At 40.9% G+C, this 16,888-nt stretch carries 7 protein-coding genes and 1 pseudogene; 1 reads left to right on the top strand and 7 read right to left on the bottom strand.

Annotated elements, in window-relative coordinates:
- Positions 1-73 precede the first annotated feature (73 nt).
- A complete protein-coding gene (locus tag GD631_RS06915; RefSeq protein ID WP_143256946.1) occupies positions 74-4,093 on the top strand; it encodes a hybrid sensor histidine kinase/response regulator transcription factor in 4,020 nt (1,339 codons plus the stop codon).
- Between the two features lie 21 nt (positions 4,094-4,114).
- Here GD631_RS06915 and GD631_RS06910 read toward each other — a convergent pair whose 3' ends face one another.
- From GD631_RS06910 to GD631_RS06880, 7 genes and pseudogenes are all read right to left on the bottom strand, one after another.
- The gene (locus GD631_RS06910) at positions 4,115-5,500 is read right to left on the bottom strand and encodes a glycoside hydrolase family 43 protein (RefSeq protein ID WP_143256945.1); all 1,386 of its coding nucleotides are present in this window, start codon (positions 5,498-5,500) and stop codon (positions 4,115-4,117) included.
- A gap of 5 nt (positions 5,501-5,505) precedes the next feature.
- Positions 5,506-7,422, bottom strand: coding sequence for a sialate O-acetylesterase (locus tag GD631_RS06905; RefSeq protein WP_143256944.1), 1,917 nt, complete (start codon positions 7,420-7,422; stop codon positions 5,506-5,508).
- A gap of 33 nt (positions 7,423-7,455) precedes the next feature.
- A pseudogene (locus GD631_RS06900) lies at positions 7,456-8,769 on the bottom strand (glycoside hydrolase family 5 protein); the annotation flags it as partial.
- A gap of 127 nt (positions 8,770-8,896) precedes the next feature.
- Entirely contained in the window at positions 8,897-11,095 is a 2,199-nt protein-coding gene (locus tag GD631_RS06895) for an endo-1,4-beta-xylanase (RefSeq protein ID WP_143256942.1), read from the bottom strand.
- Between the two features lie 19 nt (positions 11,096-11,114).
- Entirely contained in the window at positions 11,115-12,173 is a 1,059-nt protein-coding gene (locus GD631_RS06890; protein WP_143256941.1) for a DUF5627 domain-containing protein, read from the bottom strand.
- A 26-nt stretch (positions 12,174-12,199) separates the two neighbouring features.
- Positions 12,200-13,987, bottom strand: coding sequence for a RagB/SusD family nutrient uptake outer membrane protein (locus tag GD631_RS06885; RefSeq protein WP_143256940.1), 1,788 nt, complete (start codon positions 13,985-13,987; stop codon positions 12,200-12,202).
- A gap of 33 nt (positions 13,988-14,020) precedes the next feature.
- Positions 14,021-16,855, bottom strand: coding sequence for a SusC/RagA family TonB-linked outer membrane protein (locus GD631_RS06880; protein WP_143256939.1), 2,835 nt, complete (start codon positions 16,853-16,855; stop codon positions 14,021-14,023).
- Positions 16,856-16,888 lie beyond the last annotated feature (33 nt).

Genomic DNA, 16,888 nt, shown 5'->3' with positions numbered 1-16,888 from the left:
AAATATTCATCTTTTATTAGGTTATATTTAGGTTTTTAGTTTTCTTTGTACTACAAACAACGATCTATAAACTATGAAAAATGTATTGACTTTTCTATTATTATTGTTTTCTTTGTTATGCAACGGGCAATCTCCTAAGTTATTCACTACTGACAAAGAGCTATCCAGTAGTTTGATTAATCAAATATATCAAGACCGAAACGGTTTCATTTGGATTGCAACAGAAGATGGTCTGAACCGTTATGACGGTGCTAAATTTACCATATACAAACATGAGCCCAATAATGAACATTCGTTAGCCCACAGTTTTGTTCGTACTGTTTTTGAAGACAGCAAAGGTCGTTTGTTTATCGGTACATATATGGGAATTCAAATGTATGATCCGGCTACAGACAATTTTACCCCACTTGCAATAAGAGAAGACAATGGAGAAATATTTGAAAGCAATATTGTTTCTTTTATCGAAAGGAGAAATGGAGAAATATGGGTATCCGGAAATATGTTGTGTAAGTTGAATATCAAAGATTACCAGTTGACCGTTCAAAAAATTGATATTCCCATAACATCAACAGGATTTATGATTGAAGACAAGAAACAGAATGTCTGGATAGCAAAAGGAGAAGAAGGAATATATCGTCTTGATTCTAATAACCAACTTACTTTATATTTATCTAAAGACAATGGATATATCAAAAGTATATGTGAAGATTCACGTGGAAATATTTACGTAGGAAGTATGAGAAAAGGACTATTCGTCTATAACAAAAGACAAGACTCCTTTATACCTGTTGATTTTAAAGAAAAGAGAGAATTTCCTATCTGTTTCCTCTATTCCGGACCACAAAATGAATTATATATCGGAACTGACGGTAAAGGTATGAGTGTTTACAATAACCAAACTCATGAAATCTCCGAATACAATTTTGACAACAACTATTTTGATTCAAAAAATTCAAAAATACATTCTATCCTAAAAGACAATTCCGGTAACTTATGGTTGGCTGTTTATCAGAAAGGAGTCATGCAGATACCTGCCCGAACAAACAGTTTCAAGTATATAGGACATAAATCCATGGATAAAAACATGATCGGTTCCAGTTGTATAACCTCATTCTGCAAAGACAACAACGGTATGTTATGGGTAGGAACCGACAATGACGGAATTTATGCCCTGACAAAAAAGTTAGAACCGGCTAAACATTTCTCGCATACTAATCACCCTAATTCTGTGCCTTCGACAGTTATAAAACTATATGAAGATTCCGAGTACAACATTTGGGTCGGCTCCTTTATCAACGGTATGGGAAAGCTGAACAAACAGACAGGATTATGCGATTACCAGTACCAACTGATAGATAAGAACAACAACTATATACAACGTGTATATGACTTCGCAGAAGATAAAAACAAGCGTCTTTGGATTGCGACAATGGGATTCGGTTTGTTCTACTATGACCTGAAAACTAAGGAATTTACATCCGTACAATCTCAGACATCTCTAATCAACGAATGGATAGGTTGCTTGCACTATTCCGATGATAATAAACTGTATGTCGGAACTTATGACGGCGTCAACTGTATAGATCTTGACAGCCCTGATTTTCAAAGTCATAAGATACTCTCACAAAACGTTATTTATTCAATCTTTGAAGATGCCGACGGAATTGTCTGGTTGGGCAGTTCCGAAGGATTATCCGGTTGGAATAAAAAAACGAAAGAACTAACCACTTATACTACTGCAGACGGATTGCCCAGTAATACAATATATGCCATACAAGGAGATGGAAAAGATTTTCTTTGGATAAGCACCAATGCCGGAATTTCCCAATTCCAAAAGAAAAACAACAAATTTATCAATTATTATGTCAGCGACGGATTACAGGGAAATGAGTTCTACAAGAATGCCTCATTCAAAGATAAACAAGGTATTATCTGGTTTGGCGGAATGAATGGCATCACCTATTTCAATCCGCAAGACATTATCAATCCGGCAAAAACATGGAATATCCGGATTACCGACTTTTTCCTGCATAACAATCCGGTTAGAAAAGGAATGAAATCCGGTATTCATAATATTATCAACTGCCCTGTATTCAACGCAAAAGAGTTTTATCTATCCCATAAAGACAATGTGTTCAGTATCGAGTTTGCCACTCTGGAATTAAATGCCCCCGAACACATCAACTACCTTTATTCTATCAACGATGAAAAATGGATCAGTTTGCCCAAAGGTGTAAACCGTATCTCATTCAGCAATCTGAAACCCGGTACCTATAACTTTAAAATCAGAGCAAAAGACAACACTGTGTACTCAAATATAAAAGAAATTACCATCTTTATATCTCCTGCATGGTATGCTTCATGGTGGGCCAAAGTTATCTACTATTTATTATTACTGACCATTATATTTATCATTATTCTTCAGATCAGACATCGGTACAGAATGCATCAGGAAATGCTGCAACATATCCATGCCGAACAAATCAATGAAGCAAAATTGCAGTTCTTTATCAACATCTCTCATGAGATACGCACTCCGATGTCTCTAATCATCAGCCCTCTACAGAAACTGATTAAGAATGAGGACAACAATGAACGCCTGAAAATATATCATATTATCTACAGAAATGCGGAACGTATTCTGAATCTTGTCAATCAACTAATGGATATTCGGAAAATTGATAAAGGACAAATGTTCCTGATGTTCCGGGAGACCAACATTATTCCTTTTATTGAGGATTTATGTACAACTTTCGGTCAACAGGCAAATACAAAAAATATCCGGCTACAACTTCACAGTACGCTCCGAGAACTGAATGTATGGGTAGACACAGGTAATTTTGATAAGATTATCCTGAATATTCTGTCTAATGCCTTCAAGTTTACTCCTGAAAAAGGAAACATAGATATTACCATCCGTACGGGAGAAGATAATACGCTGCCCGATCCCTTGAAACAATATGCCGAAATAATTATCTCGGATACCGGAACAGGCATCGATGAACAGGAAAAAGAACACATCTTCGAACGTTTCTATCAAATCCGTAACAGCCAACAGAATCCGAAAGGCGGAACAGGAATAGGATTACATCTTACTCGTTCATTAGTGGAATTACATCATGGAATTATCTATGTAGAAAATAATAAAGAACAACCGGGTTGCCGTTTTATTATCCGATTACCGTTGGGTAACAAGCATCTACGCCCTGAAGAAGTTGACAACAATGAGCAAAAGGTAACAGTAACCGTACCAACTGTTCCTGTCATCTCTCCCATTATAGAAAATGAGGAAGAAAAGAAAGTCAGGGTAAAAACTAAATATCGCGTATTAGTTGTAGAAGACGACGAAGAAATCCGAAATTATATAGCGAAGGAGTTTGGGGACAAATTTCATATCATGGAAAGCCGTAATGGTAAAGAAGCATTAGAGCAAATATTTAAAAAGACTCCGGATTTAGTCATTAGTGACATCATGATGCCCGAAATGGACGGACTTACCTTATGCCGGAAGATCAAGCAGAATGTAAACCTCAACCACATCCCAGTCATTTTGCTTACTGCGAAAACGAGGGAAGAAGACAACCTTGAAGGTCTGAATACAGGAGCCGACGCCTATATCATGAAGCCATTCAATATCGAAATTCTGCAAAAGACGGTAGAAAATCTGATTAATACACGACAGCAGTTACGCAAAGTATTTACAGGCCAGCAAAACCAGGAGAACAAGGTTCAGAAACTGGAAGTGAAATCACCCGATGAAAAATTGATGGAACGTATTATGAAAGTGATCAATGAAAATATCAGTAATCCTAACTTGACAATAGAGACAATCACCACCGAAGTAGGTATCAGCCGCGTACATCTTCACAGGAAACTCAAGGCACTCACCAACCAGACAACCCGTGACTTTATACGTAATATACGTTTAAAAGAAGCCGCACGTTTATTGTCCGAAAAACAGCATACCATATCCGAGATAGCCATGTTAACAGGATTCACTGATCCTAACAATTTCTCAACAACATTCAAAGAATTGTATGGAATGCCGCCTTCAATGTATATGAAAGAGCAGTTGAGTAAAAAAGAAGAGTAACCCAACTGCTCTCTAGCATGTTTATCTGTTAAACTTGTACCAATCAAAGTTAAACAGTTTGCAGCCTTTACGTCCTTTGAATACAAAATAAATATCTTGTATTCCTGTGACCGGTTTTACAATATCAGTCTGCAATGTTTTCCAGCATTCCCAACCTCCCGTTGAAGGAATAGTCAGTTCCGCAATTAATGGTCCGCTTATACTGTCTGTACGTACTTCAAGTGTCCCGCCACGAAGGGCACTGGCAACGGTAGCAGTGAACCGTTTGGGAGATTTATTGCCGAAATCCACTTCACGTACCTTTATATAGTCTCCATTATGAATGTCAGATATATATACACCGGTTTTCACATTTGGCTCGGACTTCACACCTTCAGAAAACGCGATAGTTTCAGCTTCCACCCTTTCGTAAGGATTGAGCGTGCCTATCGGTGATACCCCTTCCCGGGTAGCATTAATAATCGGGAAAGTGCCGTCAGCGTTATATTTGAACTGCTCCACCGCCGCACTTCGCCCGAAACCTCCACCACCCGGCAGCTTACCCGTATGATAGAAGAAATAAGAATTGCCTTTATAGTCTATCACTCCACAATGGTTAGTAAACGAGCCTGTATCTTGTAAAGGCATGATTTCTCCCATATACTTCCACGGACCAAGAGGTCCGTCACTCATGGAATAGGCAATATGTTCGGGTACACCTCCGGCAGCATAAAGAAGATAGTATTTTCCTTCCCGTTTATGAAGCCATGGACCTTCTGTATAAGTATCTTTATACTTAACACCTTTGACACGCTTTTCCGGATTGGGTGCACCAAAGCTCTCAACAGTCTGTTCCAGTTTACCCACTTCACCTTTCAAAGAAATCATATCTTCATTCAATTCTGCATAATAGATATTCGGATTTCCCCAATACAGATAAGCACGACCGTCATCATCTATATATACGGTAGGATCTATATAATCCCAGCTCCCGTCATGAAGGGGTTTACCGATGGCATCCTTAAAAGGACCGACAGGCGTATCACCGACTGCCACACCGATCGCCATGGTATTAGTCAGTTTAGAGTGCAAACAGACATACCAATAAAACTTACCATTACGTTCGATGCACTGTGCCGCCCAGGCACGGTCGTCCGCCCAAGCAAATGATTCAATAGCAAGAGGAGAACCATGGTCTGTCCAATTCACCATATCCTTGGTAGAGTACACACGCCATTCCTGCATCCAGAAAAAATCAGCCTTATCTTCATCATGTCCTGTATAGACATACAATGTACCATCATGCACCATAGGGGCAGGATCTGAAGTATAGCAAGTTTGTACAATCGGATTTTGCGCAGATAAATGATATGGCAATATCCCTAAAAACAGCAATACTGCCGCAGCTTGTTTAAGTTTCATATTCATATTATTTAATGTTTAAACAGGTTTGGAAGAAACTCTTTCAGGCAACGTCTCCAAGTTAACCATTCATGTCCCGTACCTTTCGATTCATAATAATCGACTTTGATTCCCAATTCGCGGAGTGATTCTACCATTTTTTTTGTTCCCATTTGTTCTTCCGTACCACAACCAAGAAAGAAATAATTCACTCTTTTATTGAACCCGTCCGCATCGGAAAATACTCCGTTAAAACAAGTTTTCATATCCAATCCGAAAATTGCTCCGCTAAAACTCCCTATATAAGAGAACTTGTCAAGGTGGGGCAGTGTAGTATTAAAAGTCTGGTGTCCTCCCCACGACAATCCTGCCATCGCACGATGTTCGCGGTCGGTCTTGGTGCGGAACGTACGGTCTATCATAGGTATCAAGTCTTTCAGGATAACATCATAAAAAGTTGCGCCATACAGAGCCCGCTCTTCATTTATATCCTTTCCGGGACGCGGCCGGAACGGAGCTTCCACATCTCCGCTATCCATCACTACCAACATCGGCACACACTTGCCGGATGCAATCAAATTATCCATAATATGATTCATACGTCCTTGTGTACTCCAGCCGGTTTCATCTTCTCCCATACCATGCTGCAAATATAGTACCGGATAACGCTTCTTCGGATGAGTTTCATACTCTGCCGGCGTATATACCATACACCGACGAAACTCTTTTTGTGTTTCCGAATAATACGTACAGGAACGAACCTGCCCGTGAGGTACCTGTTGAGGACGATAATAATCCCCCTCCTCACCTTCAGGGATTTCGATGCCACTTGCCATACGGCAACAACCGAAGAATGTGTAACTGGAAGGATCTGTTACCGACATTCCGTCTGCTATCAGGAAATAATAATGAAATCCTACAGGTAGAGGGTCGGTCGTAACCGTCCAGAGTCCTCCGGTATCTTTCCACATATCATACTTCTTTCCGCAACAATCCACTTGTAGCTTGGTAGCCTGCGGAGCATAGAAACGAAAATGAGCACGCCCCTCTTTATCCACCCGGGGATAGTCATATCCCGGAATATTAGTGGATGCCGGTTCGGTAGTAATCCCGGAGTTTGGTTCTTTCTCCAACAAAAGGAGTCGTTTCTCGGCATACCGCACTCCCAATTTTCTGTATCCTTCTGCCGTGAAATGCAAATTATCTTCTGCGGCAGGACAGCCCGAAGAAGGAATCACATATGCGGTCGGAATCACTTGCGGCAGCGTATTGATTATCTCATTCATGCTTGCACATCTACCATTCTGGTCGGCATGCACCACTTCTCCCGCCAGTAAGGGAACATCCTTTGCCTGAAGATTCAAATCCCGCAACAGATTCTCATAGACTCTCTTTACTTTTTGAGGCCACTCTTTATCACCGGTATTAGACTCGCCTTGATGCAAGAGGATACCTTTAATCACACCGGCTTTCTGTGCTTCTACAGCCAATTCTTTTAGTCTACGGTAAGGATTATTACCATACGCTTTCGCGGTATTTTTCAGCCATTCCGGTTGAGAGGCAATATGTTCTTCGCAATTCTCCTCATCAAACAGTTCAATCCTGCAACCACCTACAGCTACATTGATGACACCTACCTTAATATTATCAGGCAGCCTTTCCACCAATGTACGTCCGAAATAATCGGCTGGTGTTAACCCTGTATGGCAACGTACCAACGGAGGAACAGCCTTATACCATTGTCCTTTGACGCGTCCCAAAGACGGACAATCAACAGCCGCCATCATCAGAAAGCGTTCATTGACATTGCATGTATCCAGGGCCTCAATCTTTGCATTTCCTTCCATATTGGATTGTCCCAGACAAAGGTAAATATGGAAATTAGGGTCTTGTGCAAAGGCAAATATGCCTGCACATAATAAACAACTTAATAATATAATCTTCTTCATCTTGTAACAAAACTGATATTATTATTCATCCATTTCGGCATACTCTTTAAACCAGTGATAAATAGCCCACGGGCACGCTTCCGGATCATTCAAAAAAGTATAGTTTCCCGGTTCACCCGCTACATCCTTAAAAGCAGCCAGTTCATGAGACTTTGTAGTAAAGAACAGCCAGGAAACGTTGCCAGATTGATCGGCTATGTATTTGAAATTAGCTCCAAAACCTTCGCCTTTCGCCACTCCCGTAATACTTTTCCCCCATGTTGCATCATATTTCTTCGGTGCCCAGTCTATCTCAGTCACCATGACAGGAGCAAAACTAGCTACCGGACCTACTTGCTTGTCCCAACCACGTTGGAAAGGTTCATATCCCCCTCCTGTAGAGGAGCCATTTCCTTCACCACTGTCCTGTTCGGCATCACTTCCATACCAGCCCGGATAACAGTGTACGGCAAAACCAATATTTTCTCCTTCGATACGATGGTTTTTATAGCCACTATACTGAGATTGCCAGCCCAATCCGGGTACCCAAATGATATTGTTACAAGCATTTCCACGTATTTTATCAACAATCGCCTGAAAATACTTTTGCATATTGATGAAGCAAGCATCACCGTCACCACCATATTTACCGTCTGTACCTTTTATATGAACGGGTTCATTAGCCAACTCGAACATAATCCCGGGATTATTCTTCACAACAGCATTCTGCGATACAATGTCCCATACTTTCAGCAGAAACTCCTGATAAGAATCTCCCAACTCTATACCTAGATACCTGTTATCTTCAGTATCACCTGCATGTGGACAAACTCCCGGCGGGCGCATCACCACATACATCCCTTTAGAAATAAAATATTCCGCCATTGGGACAAATAACTCTTTCAGGTACTTCTTGAAACGTGTTTCCGAGAAACGTTCATGTCCTTCATAACGCACATAAGGCAACGTAGTATCATCACTCCAATAAGGATCCATGTGCAGACGTACAAAGTTAAATTTCCATCCGGCAGCCAGTATTTTATCCACCATACTTTTGTTATAGCTAAGACAACTGCTTACATCATAATTACTCCATGCGTTGTTATTAAAATAAGGACTATAAGTCTGCGTAAATCCATGCAAGTTGACAATTTTCCCTTGTTCATTTTTCAGATAACGTCCCTCTACATGTAAAGGAACAACCAGCTTCGGAGAATCAGGATCATCATCCGATTCATCACCGCCGGTATCACCACCGGGTGTTGTTTCTTCTGTTTTCTTTTCGTTTTCCTCTTGCGGAATTTCATCCTTGCCACAAGCAGAAAACAACAGACAAGACAAAGTTAATATACCTATTATTCTTTTCATAATTTCATCAATCTATTTAATTACATCTATTTAAAATAATAGCGGAGCTCTATCGAGAGACTCCGCTATCCGGACGAGCGTGCCTAATCTAAATCAGCATAAACTACATGATAGTTTTCTATCTCATTTATTTACTGGCAGTACCATTTCTCAAACCTTCAAGGAAACCGACATAAACAGGTTTGCGGTTGTAATTCAAATCCCACAGACCAATTGGCTGTCCTTTTCTCCAGAAGGAGTTTTCAGAAGGGCTGTCTGTCGGGCTCCAATGAGTGATGCCATATTGCTGTGCCACCGGAATAATCTCAAAATATTTCTCAATAATGAACTGATAGAAATCAGACATATTCTGCTGCATTTCGTCTGTCAGACTCTCCGTCAGTATCGTTTCACCGGCTGCATCGACAATACCCATATCCAATTCTGTGATCTTTATGAGCTTACCGGTAGAAGCTAACAGGGTAAACATATTGATAATGGCGTTTTCCTTACTAGCCTGAGTAGCAGGATTCATATAGTAAGACACATGCATTTGAGTACCGATACCGTCCACCTTTGTTTCCCCGTCAGATTCCCAACGTTCGATCCAATGTATCAAGCTCTTTAACTTCTTATTCTGATCCCAGTCGGATTCCAGATTATAGTCGTTAATAAAAAGTTTCAACTCATCAGGGTTACCACCGGACTCCGCAAAATACTTACGCGCAAACTTAATCGGAATACGGGCGTAATCATCACCCAAATAATCCTGCCAATAGAAGTTTTCACCGGAAACACCATTATCATCTGTTTGAGAAGCTGACTGAAGATCGTAATAGCCATCCCCATCCGAATCTTTTCCGGAAATAGGTTCATTCACGACATCCCATGCCTTAACATAACCACCGCAAGATTCCAACATACCTTTAATCCAACGTTCCAATTCGTTCGTGAGGATTTCTTCTTTCTCTTCAGGAGTCAGAGGAATCGTATTACCCGACTTCTGCCAATATATAGACAAATCATCAATATAGATGGTACCGGCATACTTCCCATAATTAAAAAGAATACGAGTAGCCGCATCTCCCGTGCAGTTGGTAAATACAGTAACCTCTTCCCATTCTGTTGTAATTGGTATGGAAGGGAAGTCACCACGCCCGGCAAATCCGTCCGGTTTTTGAAAGACCGCCCCAATACTACCTGCTACACTGCCTTTAATCTTCATCTTTAAAAAATAGGTAGTCCCTTCTGTCAAAGGAGCTGAAAAATCATAGCCTGCCTGTGCTTCCCAAGAATTTACTTCCGACGGATTTGTCATTTGATGTACTCCGTCAATCACCTGCCGAGTCGAGTTATTTCCCCAACCCATCATAGCTGTTCCGCTTGAAAAGTCATCCTCTAATATATATACATTAGTTAACACGGATCCACTTTCCTGGACCTCCTCTATCCCATAAGCAAAATCAATCCAACTCGCTTTACTCCATCGGGACAGATCTTTGCTTTCTTCGAAAGTAGAGTTCATAATCAAATTTCTATCAGAGCCCGAGGCAGTCAATGTTAAATCATCAAAATACAAATCACCGCCAAACAAACCGAAACAGAACCGTAACCTATCGATATCAGCAGAAGGCGTAAACGTGAATGTGTTAGTTGACCATTGCTCACCCGCTGAAAAGGTCCCTGCACCATATTGAGTGTCAGTCCCATCTTTCTTCCCCGGCCAGAACGGAAAGGTTATAGCCGAAGAAGCCTTCATCCGCACACTTATAGTATATTCTTGATTTGCTATTAATGCTTCATCCAAATCATAATACAATTCCCAATCCCATACATTCACTTGAGGCTTCGAGGTTTTTATATGAAGTGCGATTTCTGAACTACCAGGAACCGGTTCCGGTTCTTTATCCGCAATCAGCCCATTCAAATAAGCATTTTGCTGCTGTGAATGCCAACAGAGCGTATGCCCGTAAATACTAATTCCTGTTTCTTTTGCAGTTTTCACAAACTTCTTGACTGTGCCGAAATCCATATTTCCTTTGGCATCTACACAGGAGCTATATTTCATGGCATTACCAGCCGTCACGTCGTCATAGTTGTTGACAGTCAAAGTATAAACCAAATCTTGCTTCAAGAAATCACTCACCGTGACCCCCGTTCCCAACTTGAAGTCGGGATGGGAGATACGGTCAATATATGTTTTCAAATCACCATATTCGTTCAAGTACTCATACTTTTTCAGACTCTCCGGTTTCTCTGTCTTGTAGTCCGCAAAAAGCGCATCCGCACAAGATACAGTTATTCCGGCAACCATAGCAAGCAGTAAAATTCTATTATAGTATTTCATATTCTTCTAGATTTAACGATTAATTCTTCACATAGATCGGCGTAAAATCTTCTCTTGCCACGCCACGACTATGCGCAACCAGTGTATCTTCTGTTTCAAGCTTTAATCCATTACTGAAATCCACAGTATACTTCAAATAAATGGCATCACGGTCTTTATTACCCCAACTATTCTTCTCACCGTCTTGAACAAACTTACCAGTACCAGTAGCCGTAACGCCGTCCAACCCGGAAACCACACATTCATCGCCATTAAAAACCAGCAGCAACTTATAACTGATATTACGCGGATTGTCTGTTGTCCCTAAATTGGTAGTAACTGTAAGAATGGTTTCAGTCAAAGATTTTGTTACAGCCTGACATATTTCATCATCTTCTACATACTCGTTATGGCGATCATTCTCGGTAGTTGTCCCGTTTTCTGTCACTTTGTCCACGCCATGACGCAGATACTTACCAGTCCATTTATTGATGTATTTCACACAATAAAGTACATAATCCTGTGGTTGCACCAACCACACTGACGAATTACATCTGACGGCTTCTGCCCCTTCGGACAAAGTACCATTCAAAATACGGTCAGCATTAGTCACACCTGTCATTACCAAAGGTATAACATAGGTAGCGGTCAATGCTTCGGGATCAGCAAAAAAAGCATCAGTAAATGAGACTTCCACACCATCCATCAATACATTCTTCAGAGTGATCTTATCATCAGATAATGTATAGTAGTTGGAAGGCATAGCTTTTACCGGCACATTTTCAGATGCAGAAGTATACGAATAATAAAGGTTATCACACAATGTATTATCTACTTCAATATCTATCGTGATATCCTTCTTATTAGCATAAACACCGCCCATAGTAGCATTAATCTTACATTTATGAGCATTGTCCAGCGTCGTATCATACTCATCTTCACCCATAACCAACGTTCTCACCGGATACTGGGTTGCAAAATAGACTGAAGTGCCGCCCTCATAATCAGGAAATTCATTATCTTGATTTTCACAGGATGTCATCGTCCATGAAACAAAGACTCCAACTGACATGGCAAATATTAATTTAATTAATTTCATATGCTTCATTATTTATTATTTTACAATTATTTCCAACCGACATTCTGTTCCAGATTGCTCCACTTCATTACTTCAGCAAAAGGTATTGGCCCGTAAATCATATACTCCTCATACTTCCTTTTCTCTACCGTAAGCGGAGAGTAGTTCATTACAGAACCATTCTTGCTTATTTCCACCCCAAGAGCAGTTTCATTCAGTTTGGTCAAATCAACATTCCAGCGACGTAAATCCCAAAAACGGAAATTCTCAAAACAAAGTTCGATACGGCGTTCATTACGGATTAGTTCACGCATCTTGTCTTTATTATCCTTTATGCTCTCCAAATAAGCATCTCCATTATCGATACCTAAACCGGCACGCGTACGAATGGCTTTGATTACATCATAAGCACTAAAAAGATGTCCATGCTTATTCTGTGGTCCCCAAGCCTCATTAGCCGCCTCCGCATAAATCAGAAACATCTCTGTATAACGGATACGTGCGGTATAATGCTTCTTCTTTGTATTATACTGTGAATTAGGGTTACACTCTTTACGCAATAGTTTCCGCAAGTAATAACCTGTACGAGTAGACCTTCCGCTTTCCTTATTCACAACGTCTGTATTCGTTCCGTAAGTCCCTGTAATAATTTCCGTATCACTAGGACCTTGCTTGCTACCATTGTAAACGATGTATTTTGCCAAACGCGGATCACGGTTATCATACGGGGTTTCTGCATCGTAATTGCCTGATGTTTCAGAAATAGGGTAACCGTTCGCCATAGGAAAGGCATCCACCAGATTCTGGGTAGGATTGACACGACCGTTTCCGTAAAGTGATGGAGGGAAGTTAGCTGTTTCCAATGTATTATTATCATCTGTACTACTACGCCAAATAACCTCGGCGGGACTGCCGCCCGTTCCATAATCTTTATCCGCAAGTGTATACCACTCCAATCCATCTGCATCCAGCCCGCAGCCGCCGCCACCGTTAGCTTTCTCTATAATTTCAGCAGCATAATCGGCAGCTTGTTCCCAAGTCATTCCCGACCCGCTTTGAAATGCCGGACTGGCAGCTAACAGAGCCGTTTGTGCACGGACTGCCAATGCAATCCGTCCGCTCATCAACCCTCTATATTCTTCACCACAAACACGCCGATAATCACTCGCATTCGTCACACCGATGTTTTTATATTTTTCCGGTATCTCACTATCTGCAAATTTCTTATAATCGAGCGGCAATAATTCGATAGCCTTATCAGCATCTTCCATTATTTGCTTCACGCAATCGGAATAAGTGGCACGAGCATGATTAAAATCCGCATCCGGTCCTTCCGATTTCAAAATAATAGGTACTCCCATCAATGTGCCGTCCGCAATCTTACCACCATGTGCACGTAACAAATAATACATATGCAGTGCACGCAACCCATAAGCCTCTCCTTTCAAACGATCAAGAAACATGGTAGAGATACGTTCATCTTTTGCCCATTCTACCTTATCTACATTCTCCAAAAAAAGATTGATATACTGGATAGCATTGAAACGATTCTGCCACTGGGAAACCGGATTATTATTGGCAGTCCAGGAACCTGTAGCCATTCGCAGATAGTTACTGGAAATCTCATTAGTCACAGCATCATCCGTAGCCAAGTCACTTGTAGGTGAAGTTTCGTAAGGAAGTATAATATAAGCGTTCGCAAGTATACCCTGCGCATAGCTCGGTTCTTTATACATAGCCTCAAGATCTCTGTTGTTCTCCAGTGCCGGTTCAAACAAATCGTCACAAGCAGTCAGCAGAGGTAAGAAAGCCAATAATTTGAATATATTTTTCATAATTTCGTTCTTTAATTATTGAAATAATCTGTATTAGAAAGTTGCAGTCACACCTAAATTATAGAAGCGGCATTGCGGGCTGGAGCCAACATTCAATTCCAGCGCCTTGCGTTCCTTGGATATTGTGAGCAAATCAGAACCGCTGATATATGCGGATACTCCATGAACAAAACTATTCTTAAACCACTTGGAAGGCAGGTCATACGTGACCTGTACTTTTGCCAAACGGAAAGCATCCGTCTTATACATCCAGAAGTCGGAAGAATAAAAGTTATTAGTTCCACTTTCTGTAGTCAGACGCGGATAAGTAGCTGTTGCTGCCGTTTCCGGAGTCCAACGCCCCCGGACTACTGCCGAGTATTTATCTTCACCGGATATCCAATAATAAGACTCGTTGTTTTTCATGGCATGTCCGCCAAACTCACCTGTACCCAATACAAAGAAAGTTAATCCTTTCCATTTAGCAGTCAAGTTTATACCCAACGCCAAGGGAGCTCCATACCAACCTCCACGAGCCAGATAAACCTGATCTTTATCATCAATTATACCGTCATTATTCTGATCTACATACTTCAAATCACCCGGTCTTATTGTACCGCCAAGACGCTGTTCTGGAGAATCGATGATGTCCTGCTCATCCTTGAAGAATCCGATGCACTGTAATCCCCAAATACCGTCAACAGCATATCCTTTACGATATTGGTATTTGTCCTGATACAATTCATCCCGCTTGGTAGCTTTCGTTGTATAGTAAGTTCCGGTAACGCCCGCTGTAAAATCAACCTTGCCGAAACGTTTGTTGTAGTTTACGTTGAAATCAAATCCCATGCGACGGTCATTATCGTAGTTGATGTACGGACGAAACGAAGCAGTCGGATAATAAGTGAAGAAATACTCCGGATACTGAGTAGTAGAAGTCACGACTTTACCTTCGATTGAATTAACAAAGAAAGATGCATCCGCTGTTATCATCCGGTTCCATAAAGAAGTTTTCAGATTAACTGAAAGCTCTTTACGCTTGATAAAGCTCAAGTCTTCATTCGCCCCTTGTTTGGAGTTAGTAGAGTGTAGGGATACACTCTCGCGCCATCCCCACCATGCACCGTCCGACTGATTGTAATAACCATCATACATATAATAGTTGTCAATTCCCAAATCCGTATTCAAGATACTACCGGACACACTCAACATCAGTTCGTCCACTACCGGAGAATTTTCCAGAAAGCTCTCGTTTGATAATTTCCAGCCCAATGTCAAAGAAGGTGAGAAAGCATTACGATGTCCCGGAGCCAACTTTGCGGAATGTATAACAGCCCCACCAAAATCGGCATAATATTTATTGCGGAAGTTATATCCCAACTGCATGCCCAAATTTACATTGCTTGTCTTATGATATTCTCCTGAATAACTTTGTTGATAACCAGAGGCTATTAACATGGCAGCCAAATGATGATCATCATTAAAAGTGTTTTCGTAATCGAACTGGCCGGAGAATAAAACAGTCTGGTTATCCGAACTGCCGCTGATATTCTGCACACCGGACTTCTTGTCCTCATTGTATTTTGTCAAACCGACAATAATATCTTTCCCGCCATTATTAGACCAGGTAGGCGCATATGTGGCATAGCTGTTATTATAAGAAGTAATATAAGCAGTAGAGTAATCTACAGAAAACCGAGTATGAAAAGAGAGTCCTTTCAACACCTTGTCCAAACCAATGTTCACTCCCGCATCAAACTGGAACGAACGATCTGTTGCTTTGCTATAACCTGAAGCATAATAATCGCCAAATACATTTGTCATATCAGATTGTGTTCCTGCCAAAAAGTATTTTCCATCAACTATATTATTGCTATTCGCCACCAAATCCCATGCACTAACTGCATTTGCATCAATATAGCTCAACGGAATCAACGGAGAAATACGATTGGGACGCAATGTAGATGCCGCACTCCAATAATAAGACCCATTGGCACTACGACGTGAATAGAAAGATACTTTAGCATTCACATAAGCTGTAATAAAGTCATTTAATGTCAAATCTACGTTACCACGAATATTTAAACCATTGGTCCCATTATGCTTCGCTTCACCGATTTTGAAAACGTCATTGGAACGAAGATAATTTATATTCGTATAAAAATGGGCACGATGATTGCCACCCGAAATTTCAGCTGTAACATCCGAACGATTATATGCCTTCTTGATATAGTCCGACGAATACATATTCACATTAGCATAACGATAAGGATTCTCACCGGATCCATAATGGTAAATATCCTCCGCGCTATAGAGAGCACCGAGCCCGTCATTGGCACGTGCTTCATTATAAAGAGTCATGTATTCGGCCGAACCTAAATATTCGGGGTAACTCTTTGCGACATAAAACCCTGTATTGGCGCGTACATCTACTTGAAGATCCGTACTCTTACCTCTTTTGGTTGTAATCATAATTACTCCTTTAGCCGCACGACTTCCATAGAGCACCACAGCTTGCGCACCTTTCAAAAAGGTTATTTGGCTGATTTCCGTAGGAGAAATATAATCAATATTGCGAGGTACCCCGTCCACCAATATCAGCTTTTCATCCATTCCCCACAATGAGTTACCATTATAACCACCGACATATCCCTGCATATCGGTCAAGCTCCATGTATTGTAATTTTTCTTCGTCAATTCCTCTACATTTACTACTGAGGCACCTCCTAATAAATTGTTCTGAGAAACCTTTCGGAAAGCCACCTGCACCAACGAATCGTTTTGCAGCGAACTTGCATTCTCCCCTGCCAACTCTTGTGCACCGGCAGAAATAACAACCGGAAAAACAAGCACTGCACTGAGAATGAATCTTCTATATATATGTTTCATTGTTTATTCATTTATAATTATACATTCAGTAAC

The organism is Bacteroides luhongzhouii, assembly GCF_009193295.2.
Classification (GTDB): Bacteria; Bacteroidota; Bacteroidia; order Bacteroidales; family Bacteroidaceae; genus Bacteroides; species Bacteroides luhongzhouii.
Note: the sequence above shows the minus strand (reverse complement) of the source record. Positions and strands in the feature narration are given on the sequence as shown.